15 protein-coding genes are annotated in these 21,383 nt (G+C 36.3%); 9 read left to right on the top strand and 6 right to left on the bottom strand.

The genetic code is table 11. The annotated features are described in order from the left end of the window. Positions 1–18 precede the first annotated feature (18 nt). Both GN105_RS07590 and GN105_RS07585 read right to left on the bottom strand, forming a co-directional pair. The gene (locus tag GN105_RS07590) at positions 19–1,143 is read right to left on the bottom strand and encodes an alpha/beta hydrolase (RefSeq protein WP_155284805.1); all 1,125 of its coding nucleotides are present in this window, start codon (positions 1,141–1,143) and stop codon (positions 19–21) included. A gap of 34 nt (positions 1,144–1,177) precedes the next feature. Next, on the bottom strand, positions 1,178–2,494 hold the full coding sequence (locus tag GN105_RS07585; RefSeq protein WP_262884844.1) for a hydroxymethylglutaryl-CoA reductase, degradative: 1,317 nt from the start codon (positions 2,492–2,494) through the stop codon (positions 1,178–1,180). A gap of 180 nt (positions 2,495–2,674) precedes the next feature. Between GN105_RS07585 and gldB the strand changes: the two genes are divergently transcribed. Together gldB and gldC are read left to right on the top strand one after the other, a co-directional pair. Beyond that, on the top strand, positions 2,675–3,628 hold the full coding sequence (gldB, locus tag GN105_RS07580) for a gliding motility lipoprotein GldB (protein WP_155284803.1): 954 nt from the start codon (positions 2,675–2,677) through the stop codon (positions 3,626–3,628). Beyond that, positions 3,628–3,954 (top strand): gliding motility protein GldC, encoded by a 327-nt coding sequence (gene gldC / locus GN105_RS07575; protein ID WP_155284802.1) that lies wholly within the window; start codon positions 3,628–3,630, stop codon positions 3,952–3,954. The genes gldB and gldC overlap by 1 nt, the downstream gene beginning before the upstream one ends. Before the next feature lie 83 nt (positions 3,955–4,037). Here the strand turns inward: gldC and GN105_RS07570 are convergent, their stop codons facing one another. Together GN105_RS07570 and GN105_RS07565 are read right to left on the bottom strand one after the other, a co-directional pair. Then, positions 4,038–5,228: a RagB/SusD family nutrient uptake outer membrane protein gene (locus GN105_RS07570; protein ID WP_155284801.1), complete on the bottom strand. Its 1,191-nt coding sequence runs from the start codon at positions 5,226–5,228 to the stop codon at positions 4,038–4,040. An 11-nt stretch (positions 5,229–5,239) separates the two neighbouring features. Beyond that, a complete protein-coding gene (locus tag GN105_RS07565) occupies positions 5,240–8,311 on the bottom strand; it encodes a SusC/RagA family TonB-linked outer membrane protein (protein WP_155284800.1) in 3,072 nt (1,023 codons plus the stop codon). A gap of 498 nt (positions 8,312–8,809) precedes the next feature. Here GN105_RS07565 and hemL point away from each other — a divergent pair, with 498 nt between their 5' ends. Beyond that, a complete protein-coding gene (hemL, locus tag GN105_RS07560; protein WP_155284799.1) occupies positions 8,810–10,105 on the top strand; it encodes a glutamate-1-semialdehyde 2,1-aminomutase in 1,296 nt (431 codons plus the stop codon). Between the two features lie 83 nt (positions 10,106–10,188). Here hemL and dinB read toward each other — a convergent pair whose 3' ends face one another. Next, positions 10,189–11,316 carry a DNA polymerase IV gene (gene dinB, locus GN105_RS07555; protein WP_155284798.1) on the bottom strand — a complete coding sequence of 376 codons (1,128 nt, stop codon included), beginning with the start codon at positions 11,314–11,316 and terminating at the stop codon, positions 10,189–10,191. A gap of 103 nt (positions 11,317–11,419) precedes the next feature. Then, the gene (locus tag GN105_RS07550) at positions 11,420–13,669 is read right to left on the bottom strand and encodes a GH92 family glycosyl hydrolase (protein ID WP_155284797.1); all 2,250 of its coding nucleotides are present in this window, start codon (positions 13,667–13,669) and stop codon (positions 11,420–11,422) included. A 170-nt stretch (positions 13,670–13,839) separates the two neighbouring features. Between GN105_RS07550 and GN105_RS07545 the strand changes: the two genes are divergently transcribed. The 6 genes from GN105_RS07545 (at position 13,840) to GN105_RS07520 (ending at position 21,313) form a co-directional block, all read left to right on the top strand. Further along, a complete protein-coding gene (locus GN105_RS07545) occupies positions 13,840–14,367 on the top strand; it encodes an NADPH-dependent FMN reductase (RefSeq protein ID WP_155284796.1) in 528 nt (175 codons plus the stop codon). 145 nt (positions 14,368–14,512) lie between these two features. Further along, positions 14,513–15,208 carry a NigD1/NigD2 family lipoprotein gene (locus tag GN105_RS07540; protein ID WP_155284795.1) on the top strand — a complete coding sequence of 232 codons (696 nt, stop codon included), beginning with the start codon at positions 14,513–14,515 and terminating at the stop codon, positions 15,206–15,208. 335 nt (positions 15,209–15,543) lie between these two features. Beyond that, positions 15,544–16,113, top strand: a complete 570-nt coding sequence (locus GN105_RS07535; protein ID WP_155284794.1) for an RNA polymerase sigma factor — start codon at positions 15,544–15,546, stop codon at positions 16,111–16,113. Then, positions 16,110–17,381, top strand: a complete 1,272-nt coding sequence (locus GN105_RS07530; protein ID WP_155284793.1) for a putative outer membrane beta-barrel protein — start codon at positions 16,110–16,112, stop codon at positions 17,379–17,381. Before GN105_RS07535 ends, GN105_RS07530 begins: the two co-directional genes overlap by 4 nt. Before the next feature lie 162 nt (positions 17,382–17,543). Continuing rightward, positions 17,544–19,061, top strand: coding sequence for a thiol-activated cytolysin family protein (locus GN105_RS07525; protein ID WP_155284792.1), 1,518 nt, complete (start codon positions 17,544–17,546; stop codon positions 19,059–19,061). 185 nt (positions 19,062–19,246) lie between these two features. Beyond that, on the top strand, positions 19,247–21,313 hold the full coding sequence (locus tag GN105_RS07520; protein WP_155284791.1) for a beta-N-acetylhexosaminidase: 2,067 nt from the start codon (positions 19,247–19,249) through the stop codon (positions 21,311–21,313). The last annotated feature ends 70 nt before the right edge of the window (positions 21,314–21,383 follow it).

The following is a 21,383-nucleotide window of genomic DNA, read 5'->3' as shown; positions in this document are numbered from 1 at the left end:
ATCAGACTAAAAACTTGATTACTTGCCTCTTAAATTTGTTATTCGTTCGTTAATTAGGTCAGAATTGATAAAATCAATACTCGGTTCTCCATAAGCTTTTTGATATGCCCGCATTGCCTTTTTGTATTCTTCTATTTTTTCATAATATTCTCCTAAGAAGAAATTTGGCATTGCCGTATCGTTATATCCGTTTGATTTCACAAAATCAGATAAATCCGATAATGATGGCCAATCTTCCTTTTGATGAATAGCATCATAAATAGCAAGCACATCATTGAGCGATGGTTTTTTCTTCACGCCCAATTCGTTCTGAATTTTTGTGTATTTATCTCCCAAATACTGAAAAATATTCTGTTGTAAAGGTTGTATTTTCTCCTTAAATTCTTTTGCAGTGATTGGCTTATAAATATCAAAAAGCAAATCTAATCCTCGTGCAATTCCCATCAAATCAGCAGATTCAGGCGATGTTCCTGCAAATTTCTCATAATTATAATTCACATTTTTATTGAAGGCCTTTTCAAGCTGAATGTCCAAGGCTTCAATTTCTTTCAAGGTTTTATCGTTTTCCATATCGGTAGTTGCAATATAACAGAACCTATGATGCCTTGCTTTGGTAAACTGTTCAGGAAGAGATTCTCTTATATAAGATTGAACTTTAGGATTCAACGCTATTAAGGCATTAAACAGAGGTTTGTCGCTTAAAAGATAATGACTTGCAAAATATGCTGCTTCTTCTGAAGCCACAATTCCTCGCAAAGTATTGATTGGATATTTTCCTTTTATGTAAGGCACTAACTCAGTCCCGATAAATTCAAAAAACTGAGCAGTTTCATTCATTGGATGACCTACTTCTTCAGCAATGGCAACATCTGTATGTGTGTTGAATATCCCAACAATTATGCTTTTGGGCATACACTGAAGATACTCGTAATAACGTGTCGCTGCAATCATAGGCTCCATAAGTGAAGCTGCGTCAAGCACAACAAAAAGTGGATATGATTCTCTTTCGGAATATCCTTCAGGGAGATAAATTGCTATCTTCCGTTTGTCATTAAGCCGACTTGAACTAAACTCCTCCGATGTAATTTGCCCAAATACATTCTGTAGGCATACAAATGCAATTAGTAAAAATAGTTTTTTCATAGGAAAATATTTTTAAGTTAATAATTATTTACTATCAATTTAAATGACGTACACTTTCAAGCACAGCAGAAACATCTCTGTATGTCAATGTTTTATCTTTGAAATATTCTGTAATATATTGTTTTTGAGCATCATTGGCTCCTAACTGATTCAAAATATTCATCAAATGCATCTTCATATGCCCTCTTTGAATACCAAGTGTTATGAGCGAACTTACCGCCGCAAAATTCTGAGCCAGCCCCACCGTAGCTGCAATCTGCATTAATTCCTTAGCCGAAGGCTTCTCTAAAATTTGCAGAGCAGTTTTCACAAGCGGATGCAAATTGGTTAATCCGCCAACCGTACCCACTGCCAACGGAACTTCTATTTTAAAATGAAAAACATCATCTTCAACAAAAGCTTGCGTTAAACTTTGGTATTTTCCGCTTCGAGCAGCATAAGCGTGAACGCCTGCCTCCACCGCACGGAAATCATTTCCTGTGGCTAAAATCACCGAATCTATTCCGTTCATAATCCCTTTATTATGAGTCGTTGCCCGACGAACCTCAGCATTCGCAATTGCTATCGCCCTGACAAATTTTTCTGCAAATTCCTTTCCGTCTAAGTTTGCAACAGCCAAACGCTCCGTCGGACAAGAAACTTCAACCCTAACCAAACATTCCGGAACGTAATTTGACAAAATCGACATTACAATCTCATAGTTTTCATCTATTTCAGGAAAATTTACGGCTTCCTGACGGAAAGTTTGCGAAAAGGACTCCAAACACGAATTGATGAAATTCGCCCCCATTGCATCCAGCGTTTCAAAAGTAGCAAAAAGCTGATAATAATTCGCAAGTTCAGAGGTTTTATCCACCAAACGAATATCGGTTATGCCACCGCCTCGTTTTTCCATATTAGCAGTAATAACCTGTGCATCAGCTAACATTTTAGGTTTTATTTTAGTAAAAAAACATTCCAAATCTGTCTTTTCTCCATAGAACATAAAATGTACTTGTCCGTTTTTTTCAGTAGAAATTACTTCAGCTTTAAATCCTCCGCGAGATTCCCAAAATTTAGCGGCTCGGCTAGCGGCAGCAACCACAGAACTTTCTTCAATAACCATCGGGACGGTATAAGTTTTCCCATTGATAACAAAATTTGGAGCTATGGCAAAAGGCAGATAATAATTAGAAATCGCATTTTCTATAAATTCGTCGTGCAATTTCTGTAAGTTTTCATCTGCATTATGATATTTTTCAAAGTACGAATGTGCCTGCTTGTCATCCGAAAAATACGTTTCGCACAGCCAATCTATCTTTTGTTGTTTTGTTAGTTTTGAAAATCCTTCTATTTTTTTCATCTCTGCAATATTTTGCTGTTTTTCTATCTTAAAAAATTCAAATTTTAATCCAAAGTACCTTGCAAATATACAACAGAAAAACAAATCAATACCTAATTATCACGAAAAAGTAAAATACAGACCATCTTCCACATTTTTTACTTTTTATTTTTTTCATATATTTGCCAACACAGTTTAGATTAATTAACAATGAAAAAATCACTTCTGTTGGTCAGTTTGCTCGCCTTTATGGCTTGCGGGGATAAAAAAGAAAAAGAAATTGCTCAAATACCAATGGAGATTGAAACAGTGCGTTTTGACTCTCTTTTTTTTGCAACTCCTTCAGAAAAAATTCCGGAACTGAGAAAGGCTTATCCTTTCTTTTTTACTTCAAACATAAGCGACAATGAATGGATTGATATTCAAAAAGATAGTTTGAGACAAGCACTATACAAGGAAGTTCAGAAAAATGTGGGTAATTTGTCAAAAGAGAAGCAAGAAATTAAAAATCTGTTTCAACATATCAAATATTATTTCCCTAATTTTCAAGCTCCTAAGGTTATCACACTTACCTCAGAGGTAGATTACCAATCTCGAGTTATTTATGCTGATAGTTTATTATTAATCGGGATTGATAACTATTTAGGTGAAAATCATCATTTTTACGAAAATATTCAGAAATATATCCGTTTTGAACTAAAAAAAGAAAATATTGTCATTGATGTTGCCGAATCCTTTACGGACAAATTAGTTCCTCGCCGTCAGCACCTTACATTCTTGGATAATATGATTTATGAAGGCAAAAAGTTATATCTCACAGAGGTTCTTCTGCCCAAAAAATCCGAAGCCGAAATTTTGAAATATGACAAAACCAAATGGAAGTGGGCTGTGGAAAACGAATCGCAAATATGGAGATATTTCATTGATAATGAACTCCTTTATCAAACAGACAAAAAACTACTAAACAGATTTATATATCCTTCTCCTTTCTCAAAATTTTATTTGGAATTGGATAGTGAATCGCCTGGAGGCGTGGGGCGTTTTATCGGATTACAAATTGTTAAAGCATTTATGAAGAAAAACGAGCAAATATCAATAATTGAGATGCTTGCAATGAAACCCGACGAATTATTCAAACAATCTTTTTACAAACCTAAAAAATAATGCAAAAAACATCAAACATTCAATTAACCGTTGAGTTAGACGAAAATAAGATTCCTGAAAAACTATTTTGGAATGCCGAAGATGGCGGAATTTACAACGAAGAGGCTAAAGCTATTTTTCTGTCTGTTTGGGACGCTAAAACTAAGGAAGCCTTGCGTATTGACCTGTGGACCAAAGAAATGCCTGTTGATGAAATGAAAATGTTTTTCTACCAAACTCTTTCTGCAATGGCTGACACCTTTCACAGAGCCACCAACGACGAAAAAATGCGTGATACAATGCGTGATTTCTGTGATTATTTTGCTGAAAAAATGGAGTTGAAATGACCACTTAGATTGAATCCAAAACAAAAATCGCAGTAAAAAATATATTACTGCGATTTTTGTTGTTTGTTTCTATCAAAAAGAAACTATTTACCTAACAATGTATTTGCATTTAAAGCTCCTTCAGGATAAGGTGGCACGTAATTTTCTATCCCTTTAAGTTTTAAATCCTGCCAGCGAGTCCATTCAAAAGACATTTCCAATCTTCTTTCATCATCTAAGGATAATGAAGATTTTCTTACCGCTTGCAATTCCGTAAGTCTGTTTGTATTTCCTCCTTCAGCAGAAATTAAGTACATTTCTGCAATTCGTGAAACAAGTAGGTCTGAGTTGCTTTCGGTTTTATACTTTTTCGAAAATACATATCCTTTTCTATCTGCACTGTTTTCAAAATCAAATAGTATTTTACGAGTATCTTCGCCTTTAATAAGAGCGGTGAGTTCGTCGGATGCACCGAAACAATTCCAGTTTCTTGCTTCCCAGCTCATAATCCAGCCCCATTCTCCGTTCTCTTCTGCTTTATTACCTGCAAATCGGAAAATGACTTCTGAGGTTCTTTCCAAAGGATTATCAGCCAACGAGAATTTTCCCGAGGTAATCAAAGCCTCAGCCTCAGCCGTGGCTGCTGCCATATTTCCTCGAACGCGATATACACGTGCCAAGAGTGCCGAAGCCGCCTCTTTAGTAGGAAATTTCTGAGCCTGTTCCATTCTTTTATCATCCAACTCCGGAGAGTATTCCTTAGCAAATTTTAAGTCTTCTACAATGAAATCCAGAATTGCTTCCTTAGAAGAAACTGCTATGGGCTCCCCTTTGTAGTTCTCATCCACTAAAGGCACTCTCTCGTAGATATCAAACAATCTAAGGTAGGTTAAAGCTCTGCAATAACGAGCCTGTCCCTTTTGTGCATTAGTGGCAGTAGGCACATTCAAAATCGTATTGGCACGGCTGATACCTTTGTAATAATCTCTATACTGGTAACTCAACAAAATATCTTTTGTAGGAATGGTTTTTTCGTACAAATTTTTTACTTGAAACCACTGAAACTTATAGGGCTTGAAGTTGTCTCCCATAATTTCGGTCATCATAATATTAAAATAACCATAATCATTAGGCTTCTGAACAGCTGTATATAACCCATTCAGTAATTTGTCTACATCTTCTGATGATAAAGGTGCATTTGCTGAAAGCGAAGCTTGTGAAGGCAAATCCAATTCCTTACTGCACGATGCAAACAGACTTATCACCACTGATAATATTAATGCTATTTTTTTCATCTTCTTCTTTTTTAAAAATTAATGTTTAATCCCAAAGAATACACCTTCACGTTCGGAATACCATTATAATCAACTCCTGCGGATATCTTGCTTGTATCAGAACGATTTTGACTTGAATATTGAGATTGATCAACGTAATGAGTTTCAGGATCTACACCTGAATATTTAGTAAAGGTAAAAGGATTTCTTACCTGAGCGTATATACGCAATGACTTCACAATATTTTTTATATCCTCTCCTTTCACATTAAATCCTAACGTAATGTCGGATATTCTTAAATAATCTGCGTTTTCCAAAAAACGAGAAGATCTCAAATTATTCCAACTTGCAACAGAAGCAGCCATATGTGGACGCGGATTTACTGCATTGGTATTTTGCGGTGTCCAATAATCCATCTGGTCTAATATCATATTTTCAGAATAGGCAGGATAACCAACATCTCCTCCTGCTAATGCATTCTCTTTGTACATCGCATAAATTCTCTTACCAATTGAATATTGTGCTGTGACAGACAAGTCAAACATTTTATAAGCAAACTTGGTACCTAACCCTCCGTATATTGGGGCTATTCCTCCTTCAAAAAGAACGTTGTCTTCCGCATCTATTTTACCATCACCATTGATATCCTTATACAACATATCTCCTGGATATACAACTTTGGTAACCTCTCCTTTTTGGTTTTTGTATTCATACTTTTCCTGTGCAATTCCTATTGCCTCTGGTAAGTAGAAAGAACCTAACGGAGCACCTTCTTTAACAACTGATACAAAACCTGTTGTATAGTATCCTTTCTCATTTCCAATCTTTTCTACCGTATTCTTATTGTATGAAAAATTAGAATTGAAATCCCAAGTAAAATCTTCACTCTTAATAATTTGAGCATTTAACGTAACTTCAAATCCTTTGTTTCTTATAGAACCTATATTTCTCAATTGAGTAGAAAATCCTGACTCGTGCGGAACAGCAACTCGTGTAAGTAAATCCTTGGTTTTCTTATCATAAACATCAGCCGATAATGTTATTCTGTTTTTGAATAACCCTAAATCAAGTCCAAGGTTTATTGTCTGACCTGTTTCCCATTTTAACGCAGGATTAAACAATTCAGCGGATGCCAATCCCGGATTTTGGTCGTAGTTGTAGCCACTACCGATAAGATCTTGTCCCGAAGCATATGAAATACCTGTTTGATTACCTGTATATCCTATGGAAGCTCTTAATTTCAAGTCATTTATAAATGAAACCTTGAAAAACTCTTCCTCAGAAACCGTCCATCCCAAAGAAGCAGCTGGGAATACTCCCCAACGATTTTCAGGCAAAAACTTAGAAGAACCATCGTAACGAGCCGATACCATTAAATGGTATTTGTTTCTCCAATTTAGCTGTAATCGTGAGAAATAGGATTCTAATCCCATAGCAATATAATAACTACGACCTTTATTTATCTCAGCAGCAGAAACCAACCATCTCAAGTCAGACGAAGCAAATTTTTCCCCCTCAACGTATGAATCTTCATATATCCATTTTTGGAATGAGTGTCCTGCCAAGAAGTTAAGTTTAAGTTTTTTATCAAAGAAACTCTTATCATAGGTTAAGGTATTTTCTGATTGAAAATCCCTATTGTTCTGTGTTGAATAATATCCATATCCAGTTGGCACACCATCTCCGTTCTCTCCTCGTTTTGTGTTAGGTGCGTCATATCTGTTATAGCGGTTTACATTCAGATTTCCCGTATAAGCCGAACGCCATCTAAGTCCTTCCAATATGTCATAATTCATATAGAAAGTTCCTCCAACGCGTTGCCATTCACTAATCACATATCTTTCAAAAGCGTGCAAAGGGTTGTTCACACCTAAATTTCTATTCAATTTTCCATCTTCTGTATAAGGAGACAAATCGGGTCGAGCGTTTAAAGCTTTTGACCAAGGTTGATACGTATTGTTGTCGTCCGCAATAGGTGAAGACTCTGACATTGTAAAATATGACTGCACGCCAAACGAAAACTTTTTACCTACTTTTTGTTCGGCATTCAAACGGAAACGACTCATCTGGTACTGGTCTTGCTTGATAATACCTTCTTGCTTAATGTTTGATGCAGAAAAATACAAGCTGGTTGATTCTCCCCCTCCACTCACACTAATTTGATTGTTACGGATAAGCCCTTTCTGTAAAACCAAAGACATCCAATCTGTTTCATAGTTTCCTAATTGCAAAGGAGTTAACTCATTAGGATTTTTAGGAGCATTAAGTATGCCAGTAGCTATATCATTTTGATAGTTTATACGAGAAGCATCTAATACTTGTTTGTACTGTTGAGCTTTCAACAACTTAGGATATTTTATAATCTCCTGAATACCAACAGATGATGTAAATGTAACAGAAGGTTTAGAATTATTCTTACCAGTTTTGGTTTCAATAATCACTACCCCATTAGATGCTCTTGAACCATAGATAGCTGCTGAAGCTGCATCTTTAAGCACTTGCATACTTTTAATGTCCTCAGCTGCAACATTGACCATTGTCTCTTGTGGAACCCCATCAATGATGTATAGCACATTATTTGAAGCAGTTAAAGAGCCATTACCACGTATACTAATTTGGGTATTATCCCCTGCACGTCCTCCTGTACTCACAACTTGAACCCCAGCTGTCTTCCCTTGTAAAGCCTGTGCTACTGATGTTACAGGTTTTTCAACCAATGTCCCTGCATCCACAATAGAAACTGCTGAGGTCAAATCTTTTTTAGATACAGAACCATACCCTACGATTACCACTCCTTCAAGTTCTTCAACTTCCAGATGCATTACTACATCTACCTTACTTGTTGAAGCAGATACTGATTTGCTAACTGTTTTCAAACCGACACCTAAAAATTGGAGTACATCACCTACATTTGCCTTGATTTTGTAATGCCCATCAAAATCTGTAGCAACACCTCTGGTAGAACCTTTGATTGTTACTGTTATGCCTGGCAAAGGCTCTCCATGCTCATCTTTTACCACACCAGTTATCGTTTTTTCCTGTGCGAGGGCAATTTGTAACGCTAAGAAAAACAACGATACTGTCCAAATTAATTTTTCTTTCATCTTTTATCCCTTTTTGAATTAGTCTGGCAAATATTAGCTTTATTTTTAGAAATTGCAAACTTTATATAAATCAATTCCTAAATACACATTAATCTCAACTAAATGATTATTTTTTAATATTTAAAATTCACAAAAGTCATTTTTTTTATTAATTTCTTATCATTATAGCAACTTTATTTTGCATTGAAAATAAATTCATTATTTGATTTCTGCTTCATTTAGTGAGTAATAGCACAACATTTACAAAACAAATCAAAGCCTTAAAAACCTATAAATCAACTATTAACCTCATAAAGAAGTTAAAGCCACAAAAACAGTAAGAAAATTTATATTTTAACAACATTTAACTATTTAAAGTTTTATGAAATTCCCTTATATTGAGAAAATATAAAATTCTATTTCTTATTTTTCTTCCACTATTTTTGAAATTTTTAGTCTCAAATAATTTTATATCCTTATAAAATCTTACCTTTGTCATTGAAAAAACAATACGAAATTATGTTATATAAAAGGAGTAGTGAGCTTTTTGCTCAAGCAAAAAAAGTATTACCAGGAGGGGTTAACTCTCCTGTTCGGGCATTTAATGCGGTAGGAGGCGAACCTATTTTCATCAGAGAAGCACAAGGAGCTTACCTAATTGATGAAGATGGACGCAAACTCATTGACTATATCGCATCGTGGGGACCTCTTATTTTAGGACACGCGTATCCACCTGTTATTGATGCAGTTACAAATCGTGCAAAAAAAGGAACTTCTTTTGGGATCCCTACTGAAATTGAAATCAAAATTGCCGAGTTAGCAGTAGCAATGGTGCCAAATATCGATAAAATTCGTTTTGTAAATAGCGGAACAGAAGCTTGTATGAGTGCTATACGCTTGGCAAGAGGATACACCAATCGAGATAAAATCATTAAGTTCGTTGGCTGTTATCACGGGCATTCCGACTCGTTCCTTATTGAAGCCGGAAGCGGAGCCACTACCTTCGGAAACCCCAACAGTCCGGGAGTTACGCAAGGGACAGCAAAAGACACACTTTCAGCAAAATACAATGATATTGAATCGGTTAAAACTCTTTTTGAAGCTAATAAAAATCAGATTGCGGGAGTTATCATCGAGCCAATTGCAGGAAATATGGGGTGTGTTCCTCCAAAAAAAGGATTTATGGAGGCTTTGAGAAACCTCTGTACAGAGAACGGAAGTTTGCTCATCTTTGATGAGGTAATGACAGGCTTTCGCTTAGCAAAAGGAGGAGCCCAAGAAGTACTTGGTATTCAAGCAGATATTGTAACTTTCGGAAAAGTCATCGGAGGCGGACTGCCTGTGGGAGCTTTTGCGGCTCGCAACGAAATTATGCGTTTTCTTGCTCCGGAAGGACCTGTGTATCAAGCAGGAACACTAAGCGGCAATCCACTGGCAATGAGTGCCGGATTGACTATGCTTACTGAACTTAATAACAATCCGCAAGTTTTTGAAAGCCTTGCCAAAAAGACGGCTTATCTGCACGAAGGATTTGACAATGTACTTTCAAAAACAGATATTCCGTACCAAATAAATCGCTTTGGTTCAATGATTTCACTACATTTTAACGAAAATCCCGTAGTTGATTTTGAATCTTCAGCTAAAGGCGATTTGGAACGATTCAAAAAATACTTCCACGGAATGCTTGCCGAAGGTATCTATCTGCCTCCGAGTGCGTTCGAAAGTTATTTCTTAAACGACGCCTTAACCTATGAAGATTTGGACGTTACCATTAAAGCTCTTGAAAAAATCATTGCCGACGGACGCTTGAATTAATCTTACCAAAAATAAACCATTCATACAGAATGAGATAAATCTTTTTTAAAGTTTTTATTTCATTCTGTTTTTTTATGACATAATCATATAAAAAGGTAATTATCAGGAAATTGTAATTCCAACTGAATATATTTGGGCTTAATTCTTTCCTCTTCTTTCTCCTTTTTATTATCAAAATTAGATAATGAAATTCCGAGTAAACGCACAGAATTCTCCAATGGCTGTTGATAGAGTAATTCTTTTACGCAATTTAATATATCTTCCTTATTGTCAATAAATTGATTAAGTGTTTTACTCCGTGTATTTATTGAAAAATCGCTATATTTTATCTTTAAGGTAACAGTTTTTCCTGCTAATTTTTTACGTTGCATCCGCTGGCTAAGCTCCTCGGCGATAGAGATTAGCTTTTCTTCTATATAAACTTCGCTGGTGATATTTTTTGAATAAGTATGTTCCGTTCCTAATGATTTCGGGATTCGATAAGGTTTTACTTCGCTTCGGTGAATACCACGTGCTAATTCATAGAAATAGAGTCCGTTATTACCAAAATGTACTTCCAAAAATTCGAGTGATTTTTCCCGCAAATCTTTTCCGGTAAAAATCCCTTTCAGATACATTTTCTCGGCGGTAACTTTTCCGATTCCGTAAAACTTTTTGATGTCAAGTACATCTAAAAAATCTTGTATCTCGCTGACGGTAACGGTTTTTTGTCCGTTAGGCTTATTAACATCACTGGCAATTTTTGCAATAAATTTGTTAATGGAAATTCCGGCAGAAGCCGTAAGCCCCGTAGTTTTGAGAATGCGCTGACGAATTTCTTGTGCTATTAATGTAGCTGACGGATTGTTCTTCTTATTTTGGGTAACATCCAAATAAGCCTCATCTAACGATAAAGGTTCCACTAAATCAGTGTATTCGTAGAAAATAGAACGGATTTGCATTGATATTTCTCGATAACGTTCAAATCTCGGACGCACAAAAATCAATTCAGGACATAATTTCCTCGCTTGCATTCCGCTAATGGCACTTCGCACACCAAATTTTCGAGCCTCATAACTGGCTGCCGCCACAACACCTCGTTCGCGTTCACCTCCTACCGCAATGGGTTTACCCCGAAGCTCAGGAAAATCCAATTGCTCTACAGAAGCATAAAATGCGTCCATATCCACGTGGATAATCTTTCGTAAATGATTTTTTTCGAGGTTTTCCATTCTGATACATTTATTTAAAAAGATAAATCACACAAAACCTGTTACAACGTTTGATTTATTGTTGCAAAATTTTGTGTGATTCACAAAAAAAATCCTTAAAATATTATTTGTGGTTTGTCAATTCAAAACGTATTTTTTTAGCCTTTTTGAGTTGTTCGTGTGTTATAAAATATGAATCGTAAGGCTTTTCATCTATAAAAATGCGTTTAATATAAATATTTTCAGGCGAAGCGTTTGATTCGATAGTAAGTTCGTCATTCGGATAGTATTTTTTATCTAATGTAAGGGTTATTTTATTGAATTTAGGCGAAGTAAACGTATAAATAGGCTCACCCGGACTTACCGGATAAAAGCCCATCATTCCGTAAATAAGCCAAGCCGACATTACGCCCGTATCTTCATTCCCCGGCAAGCCCGCCGGTTTATTTTGAAAATATTGTTCAATCAAATCGTGTACGCGTTTTTGTGTTTTCCATTCACTTCCTTTGATATAATTATAAAGATATGGATAAGCAATATCAGGCTCATTTGCCATATCATATTGTCCTTTATCAAAAATATAATCTAACTGTTTTTCAAAGGCTTTCGCTCCTCCCATCATTTGCATCATTCCTTTCACATCGTGCGTTACCATATACACGTATTGCCACGCATTTCCTTCAATGTATCCTACGTTTTTCTCGAAATTCGCACCACTTTCAGGATTAAACGGAGCGTACCATTTTCCGTTAGCGTGACGCGGGCGTAACAATTTGGTTTGTTTGTCGAATAATTTTCGATACGAAAGTGATTGTTTGCTAAATCGTTCAAAATCTTTCTTTTTACCAAGTTTTTTTGCCAATTGAGCAATTGCAAAATCAGCGATGTTATATTCTTGTGTGGTAGAAACAGGTCCTGCCACACCTCCATCTACGCTCAAATAGCCTAAATTCCAATACTCTTCTACTCCCAAACGTATCGGATTGTTTTTTAATGTATTAGCTCCTTTTAACATTGCCTCATAGGCTTTCTCAATGTTAAAATCAGTAAGCCCACGTAAGTACGTGTCTGCCAATACAATACTCGCCGGGTCGCCCACCATCGTGAATGTTTCAGTAGAATTGAGCTCCCATTTAGGAAGCCAGCCACTTTCATCGTAAATATCAAGCATCGTTCGGACCATACCAAGCTGTTGCTCAGGATAAAGCAAAGTCATTAATTGATGATAATTTCGATACGTATCCCAAAGCGAAAAAACGGTGTATCGCTGGTTTGATTTTCCTATTTTGTTAGTGGAACTCTGTGGATAATCGCCGTTTATGTCGTTAAAAATATGTGGGTGAATGAGCGTGTGATACAAGCCTGTGTAAAAAATCGTTTTTTGGTTGTCAGTTCCGCCTTCCAATGCTACGTGAAACTGCTTATTCCATTCGTTTTTAGTTTGTTCGTAAACCTCTGTAAATGATTTATTGCCAATTTCTTTCTCCAAATTTTCCCGAGCATTTTCAATACTCACGTATGAAACTCCAACCTTCATCTCCACAACTTCCTCTTTATCGAATTTATATCGGAAATATGCCCCGATACTGTCTCCAACCACCTCTCTTGTAAAGCCTTCTTTCAATCGTGTTTTTCCATTGTAGAGCATCCATTCAGCTTCCACACCCTCATATTTTTCGGGTTTGTGCCAAACTCCATAGGAATCTGCTGGTTTTGATAACTTTGCTACAAAGTACACAGGATACGCCAATTCCGGGCTATTATAGCAGAACGAACCCACCATTCGCACGCCTTGTACTTCGGTTGGCGAAATGATTTTCACCATAGCTCCTTGTTCATTTGTAAGACCTAAACCTAAGTTTATCAACACATTAGACTCTCCTTTCGGAAAATGATAACGGCTCACACCTGCTCGCATTGAAGCTGTCATTTCAGCTTTTACGTTATATTTATCAATATGCGTACTATAATATCCCGCCGAAGCTTGTTCATTTTTATAGGTTGAACCATATTTTAAATGATTGGTTTCCAACTTTCCGGTAGTGGGCATTGCGATAATCACTCCTAATTCAGGACAACCTACACCGCTCATATTCACGTGTGTAAATCCTGTTAAGAAGGTATTTTCATTCACGTACGGATTTGATAACCAACGGCTATCTTTTTCAAGAGGATTTTCAATTCCTTTGGTATAAAAAGACACATTAAAAGGCGAAATACTAAGCATTCCGCGTGGTGCGATGGCTCCGGGGTGTGTCGCTCCAAAGTTTGACGTACCAATAAACGGATTTACATAATCCGCAGGCGTTTTTTGTGAAAATGATAGCTGAAAAGCTAAAAGAAAAGCAAATAAGCTAAATTTAGATAATTGCATAATGTATATTTTATTTTTTTCTTATCAATAAAGTATCCGCAAATGTATGAAAATATTTTAACTTTTTCGGAAGATTTATTTTCCGCTGTTTTCTACAAATTTTGTTTCACTGCAATGATTTCTTTCAATTGTTAAATTAAAGAATTATTTTTGCAAAAAACGTATTTAATATGAAAGTAATAGCCTTTGGTGCAAGCACCAGCAAAACGTCCATCAATCAAAAATTAGCCGAATTTGCAGCCAAACAAATTTCAAATGATGTAGAAGTCATCAATTTACGGGATTATGAAATGCCTTTGTTCTCTGTGGATAAAGAAAAAGAAGAAGGAATTCCTGCAAAGGCTTCGGATTTGTTGAACAAATGGCAATCTGCCGAAGTAATTGTGATTTCTTTTGCAGAACACAACGGAGCATACACGGCTGCTTTCAAAAACACTTTCGATTGGGTAACCCGACTCGAACAAAAATGCTTTTCGGGCAAAAAACTCTTTCTTTTAGCAACTTCCCCAGGAGCAAGGGGCGGAAAATCGGTTTTGGAAATTGCCTTAGCGAGAATGCCTTTCCACGGAGGTGAAATCATAGCAAACTTCTCTTTACCTAATTTCGAAGAAAATTTTTCGGAAGAAAACGGAATTACAAATCCAGAATTTGAAAATATTTTTGAGCAGGAAATTAAAAAAGCAAAACAATATATATAACAAACACTTACAGAATAATTTCAATTAAAAAAGCATACAAAAACTTGTTTTTAAAAATCTAAAATTTAGTTAAAATTAAATTTCAGATGCAAGATTTGTCAATAATGGGGTTTACTATAGTGAATTAACATTAAAACAAATTACAATGAACAAGTTTAAATTTTCAATGTATGCTTTGGGGATTTTGATGACTGTTCTTTCCTTACAGTCTTGTCTCAAAGACGATAACAACATTAACGATTTACGACCTACAGCCGTAGTAACTGTTCGACCCCAATCTGACGGAACTTTTTTCCTTCAGTTAGATGATGTCACCCGATTGAACCCTACCAATATGAAAAAATCTCCTTTTAAAGATAAAGAGGTAAGAGCATTGGTAAATTACACAAAAGAAGGAAGTGACACAAAACAGAAAATTGAGAACGTACACATTAATTGGATAGACAGTATCCGAACCAAAAAACCTGTCCCTGATTTAGGAGCAGAAAATGATGCCAAATACGGAAACGACCCTATCGAAATTGTGAGAGATTGGCTAACTGTTGCCGAAGACGGTTATTTGACCTTACGGCTTCGTACACAATGGAGCCGAGCAAACGTGAAGCATAACATTAATTTGCTTACTGGTGCTAATGCTGAAAATCCGTATGAGGTAGAATTACGACACGACGCCAAAGGTGATGTTGGCGGACCTATGGGAGAAACTCTTATCGCATTTAATTTGAATGATTTACCTCGAAAAGATTCACAAAAAGTAAAACTTAAACTCAAATGGAAATCATTTAGTGGTAATAAGTCTGCCGAGCTTGATTTACAACTTCATCCTAAGGTAACCCCTTGATAGAATGTTGTTGTCACTCAAAAAAATTAACTAAAAAGTGTACAAAAACGAATTTTAAGCCACCAAAAATGAGAATTTACCGCACAGAAATGGGTTTTTACCGAACACAAATCAATTCTTACTGATAATAAATGATTTTTCATCACACCAAAATGGACTTTTACCGGTAAAAATCCATTTCTGTGCGGTAACATTCAAAAAAGTTAAATCTATAAACAAAAATATAGCTTAGTACAAGAAAAAAATCTAAATATTCCCTTTTAAAGTAAACGAAGTGGACTTATAAGTAAAGTCCACTTCGTTAAAATACCAAAAAAGGAATCATAATTGAAAGGATGACATCAAACGATAACGATAATGAACAAATGCTTCTACTTGAAATACAAAAAGGTAGTGAGCAGGCGATGAGGGAGATATATTGCAAATATGTCAGATATCTTACCGCCGTTTGTTCTCGTTATTTACAAGATGAAGAAGATGTTAAAGATGTGCTTCAAGAAGGATTTCTGAAAATATTTTCGTCCGTGAGTTCGTTTGAATATCGTGGTGTTGGTTCGCTCAAAGGTTGGATGACCAAAATTATCGTTAATGAAACACTCAAATTTATGAAACGAAACAGCCAAGCAATGTTCGTTGAGCTCAAACAAGAAAAAATGGATACCATTGACGATGAACCTGATACTTCGGGCATTCCCTCTGATGTTATTCATCAAATGATTCGGGAATTACCCGAGGGCTATCGTACCATTTTCAACCTTTATGTGATTGAAGAAAAAAGCCACAAGGAAATCGCAGCGTTGTTGAACATCAAGGAAAACTCCTCTGCCTCTCAATTTCACAGAGCCAAACTTTTATTGGCTGACAAAATTAAACAATACCGAACCCTTAATTCTGTTTCGTTATGAAAGAAAAATGGTTAAAAGACATACAAAAACAAATGGCTGACTATCAAACCAAGGAACCCGATGGTTTGTGGGAAGGCATTCAGGCAGAAATGTCAGGAAAAAATAAAAAACACCGACGAGCCGTTTTGTTCCTGTGGACGAAGCGTTTTGCTGCCGCAGCTGCCGTTTTAGCCTTTGTTTTGACGTTAAATCATTATTTCAGTGGCGAAAAAGAATTATCAAATTCTGTTATAACAAATATTTCGGAAGAAGTTAAAGATATTGATAAAAAATCACCAACTTCTCCAACTAAAAGCGATAAAGAAGACATACTTACTGATGAAATTGTAAATCCAAACACGTTAGAAAGTGTTGCTTCTGTTAAGAAAAGAAAAGTTTCGACTGAGCAAGAAGCTGTTGATGAATTTTTCATCTCCATAGAGGACAAAACCGACAATCAGCCTGAAACAAAAACACGAAAAGATACTTGGGCTGTAATATCGCAACCCAAAGAACATCAGGAGAAAGTAGTATCCGGCGAAGAACTTCTGTTAGAGGAAGTTGCGGAGGTTGATAAACCGAAAATTGTACGCAATCGGATGTCTTTCGGGATTTTCACTTCTGGCGGAATGGGTTCTTCTTTAAGCAACAAACCTGAAATTGCAAGCGAATTTACCGCTGTAAATATTGAGGAGGCAAAAGAAGAAACAATGTGGAAAGATAGTCCGTTACTGGGAACACTTGCTTTGAGCAATGGCGAAACAATGCACACCGAAGCTAAACACCGATTACCTATTCGCACGGGGATTTTGTTCGCTTACAAATTCAGCAATCGTTTTGCATTGGAAAGTGGTTTGACTTACACGCGTTTAGTTTCTGATTTGCGAGAAGGAAGCGAGGTTTATTATTTCACCAGCGAGCAGAAGCTCCATTTCGTAGGATTGCCACTTAATCTGAAATATCAAGTGTTTTCTTGGAAAGGTTTTGAATTGTATTCCGCTGTGGGAATGCTTGCCGAAAAAAATGTATCAGGAACGCTTAACAAAACACATTTCTTTGATGGAGTTATGCAACAAAATGAAAACGAAAACATTAAAATAGACCCTTTGCAATGGTCAGCCAATGCATCGGTTGGTTTCCAATATAACTTTTCATCATTGATTGGTGTTTATGCCGAACCCAGTATAAGTTATTATTTCAGCAATAGCACACCAATAAAAACTATTTATCAAGACAGACCGTTTAATTTTCACTTGAATTTCGGTTTACGATTTTCTTTCGGAAAATAAACTCATCATCAACTCTTTTACTAAATTACTTTGTGGTTTCGCATATAAACCGAAAAACATTCACAACGCATATAAATACTACTACTAACAATTTAATAACTCACTTTACAGCAATAACAAACTGTAAAAAAACAACGAAAATTAATAATTAAATTATATTATATGCAAACACAAATTTCAGTAAAAGCAGGTTTACTTGCTTTGTCATCAGCAGTACTTTTTTCTTGTCAAAAAGCAGAGAATGCTGACAATTCAAATGCCGTTGAAAATATAAACGGATTTGTCCGTTCGTTACCTTCTGTTGAGCAAATCGCTCCTTTTTCGGAAAGATTGGTAACTCCATCCTCATCAAGACCGGCAGGTGCAATGTTTGCCAGAAGGCTGGCTGTTTCAGGAGAAGGAGAACAATACGAACAAGCAAAACAGTTTGAAGAACAACTTTTATTTTCTGACGACCAAGAAATTTTCTATCCCGGAGCTTTGGTAAAAGCCAGAACCGTAATTGATGGTTCGTACTTACCCATTGCAGCCCCAAGAAAACCTATAACACTATCTGTTTCCCTACAAGGAAAAGAAGGTACAAATCCTTCTGTTACTATTGACAACCCAAAACTTTCAACCGTACGAACTGCAATAAGCGGTTTGTTAGAAAAGGAATTCCAGCTTCCTCCAGCGAACATTTCATACACATTTGAAGAAGTACACGATGAGCAACACCTAAAAATTGCTTTGGGAGGTAGCTATAACGGTACGGCAGCCAAAGTAAGTGCAAGTGCAGGTTTTAATTACGATAAAGAAAAAACACGTTTTTTGGTAAAAATTCAGCAAGTTTTCTACACCGTGGATCTTGATATTCCTTCAAAAGCTTCTGATTTCTTCTCGGAAGATTTCGACTACCAAACAGCTTTCGGTGATGTAAAACCGGTTTACATTTCATCTATTAAAATGGGACGTGTTCTGCTTTTAGGAATTGAAACAACTTTAACTAAAAAAGAAGCTCAAGCAAAAATCAATGCGTCAATTTTAGGCGGAAAATTTGATGCTAATGCAGAAACAGCATACAATGATTTAAATAAAACATCAAAAATTACCGGACGTGTTTTAGGAGGAAATGCCCAACTTGGTGGAGAAGCAATCACGGATATTGAGCAAATCAAAAAATTTGTAAAAGAAGGAGCAAATTATAACAAAGAAAATCCAGGTATTCCAATTGCTTACAAATTAAGAGAGTTAGGTACAAACGAAACTTTCAGAACGGTTATCTATTCAAAATATTTCAAAAAATTTGACACAGGAAGAATCAGCTTCAATTTGATTGTAAAAAATAATTTGCAAACTATTGCAGGAGAATCCACTCATACAGGACGAGGATTTTTGAAAAGATTGAATAAGAAAAAAGATTCTTCAGAAAACGAATTTTTCTTTGATGGAGGAGGAAGTACTACCATAAGTGTTTCGGCTTATGAAAGAGGAGAACAACTATCAATAGAATTTAACCGAAACGATGGACAAGAAAAGATAATCTTTGATTTGCCTTCTTCTGAAAGCCTATTGAAAACTCTTGAGCCACTTCAAGACGGACAACACTTGTTTGATATTGACAACACACCTTTGGTTTTAAAAGACAAAGAGGAAAAATATATTTTAAAAATAGGTCTTCATAATCCAAAATCAGAATAGAAAACACTGAAATTGTGTGATTTATTTTGAGTAAAACCTTTAACGGAGCATCTTCTCTGTTGAAGGTTTTTCTGTATTTATCCTCTTGTATTTTTCTTTTTACACCTTGAACTTTTGCTTCTGTGGTGGGGTTTCATTATCTTTGTGGCTTGGCGTTTTGCCATAATACGAAACCAATATTTATTATGAAACTACACATCTTTTTACTTGCTTTACCGCTTTTTTGCATAGGATTGGCAAAAGCCCAACAAACCAACCCAAAACCAAAAGTGATTCCGTCCGTACAACAATGGGAAGGAAAAACAGGTTTTTTTGTCCTCTCGCAAAACACTCAAATTATTGTCGATAAAAATTTTCCGCAATTGAAAAGTTACATTTCAGTATTTATCAATGATTTACGAACGGAATATGGCATCCGCAACCAATTCAAATTTGTACAACCTCAGTCAAGTTATATTTTTTTTACGTTGAGTAGCGACACGTCTATTCCTGAGGAAGGTTATCGTATCGACATTGATGAAAATATTACCGTAACAGCTTCAAACACAAAAGGAATCTTTTGGGCAACTCGAACGCTCTTACAAATGCTCGAAAACGGAGGTACGAGTCTTCCGAAGGGAACAATTAACGATTTTCCGATGTATTCCCATCGCGGATTTATGCTCGATGTAGGACGTAAATTCTTCACTATTGATTATTTAAAAGATTACATCAAAATTCTGTCATATTACAAAATCAACGAATTTCAAATTCACCTGAACGACAACGGTTTTAAGGTTTTCTACAACGATGATTGGGACAAAACCTATTCGGCTTTTCGTCTGCAAAGTGATGTTTTTCCGGGACTTGCAGCCAAAGACGGGCATTATACCAAAGATGAATTTCGTGAGTTACAACGAATGGGAATGCTTTACGGCGTGAATGTAATTCCCGAAATTGACGTGCCCGCCCATTCACTGGCTTTTACCCATTACAAACCCGAAATAGGAAGCGACAAATACGGTAGAGACCATTTGGATTTGTATCATCCTGAAACTTACAAGTTTGTCGATGCCCTTTATGCCGAATATTTAAGCGGAGAAAATCCTGTATTTGTGGGTGCTGATGTTCATATCGGGACGGACGAATACGACAAACGCGAGTCGGAAAAATACCGCGAATTTACGGACAGATACCTAAAATACATTCAGAAATTAGGCAAAAACGTACGAATGTGGGGCGGACTGCGTTGGCTTAAAGGCGAAACTCCCGTACATTCGGAAAATGTAATCGTAAATGCGTGGTCATATGATTGGGTTGACCCCGAACTTTCACTAAAAGACGGTTACAAACTCATTTCTACCTGCGACACGTGGCTTTATATTGTGCCGGCAGCAGGTTATTATCGTGATTTTCTGGATGAAAAATGGCTTTATGAAGAATGGACACCCGAAAAAGTAAATCGGAAAGAAACGCTCGCTGAAGGCACAAAAGGGCTTCTTGGCGGAATGTTCGCCGTATGGAACGACCACTGCGGAAACGGCATCAGCCAGCAAGACGTACACATTCGCACGCTTCCGGCAGTGAAAGTATTGGCTGAAAAGATGTGGAAACGCAACACTTCTGTAAATTTTGATACTTTCAAAAAACTTTCCGACCGAATGGGAGAAGCTCCGCAGGTGAATTTAAGCGGAAGAGTACCTTCCAAAACGGATTTGGTACTGCACTACCAGCTGAATTCCAAAAAAGAAAAGGATTTTTCTGGAAACGAATATAACGAATTACAACGAAACAAGATTTCTATTAATAAGAAAGATAATTCACTTATTTTCAAGTCAAAAGAAAGTTTTATTAAAACGCCTATTTTGGAAATCGGGTACGATTATCGTACGGATTTCAGCTTGTTTCTGTCAGAAAAAACTATCGATGGAGGCACACTTTTTGAAGGACGTGATAGTAAAGTCATCATTAAAAAAGAAGGTAATCGGTTTCAAATCGGTTTTAGTCGTGATGGATATACTTATTATTTTGCAGAAAAATTCGATTTCGGAAAATGGTACGATTTTGGGATTTCGGGCGATTACAAAGGCACTACATTATACGTAAACGGCAAGCAATCCGAAAGATTGGAAGGAAAAACGCACAGCACCGATAACGGAAAAAACAAAATATACATTCAGCAAACGCTTATCTTTCCATTGCAATACATCGGAAGCCCCGACAAAAATAGCTTCCAAGGACGAATCAAAAACCTGAAAGTTAATATTTTGTAAAACACCTATGAAGGAATTCATTTTGGGGTCGTGTTATAAAGTATGATGATAGTTTTGATTGTCAGGCTGA

Source organism: Capnocytophaga felis (genome assembly GCF_009684755.1).
Taxonomy (GTDB): Bacteria; Bacteroidota; Bacteroidia; order Flavobacteriales; family Flavobacteriaceae; genus Capnocytophaga; species Capnocytophaga felis.
This window is presented reverse-complemented; position numbering and strand designations above follow the sequence as displayed.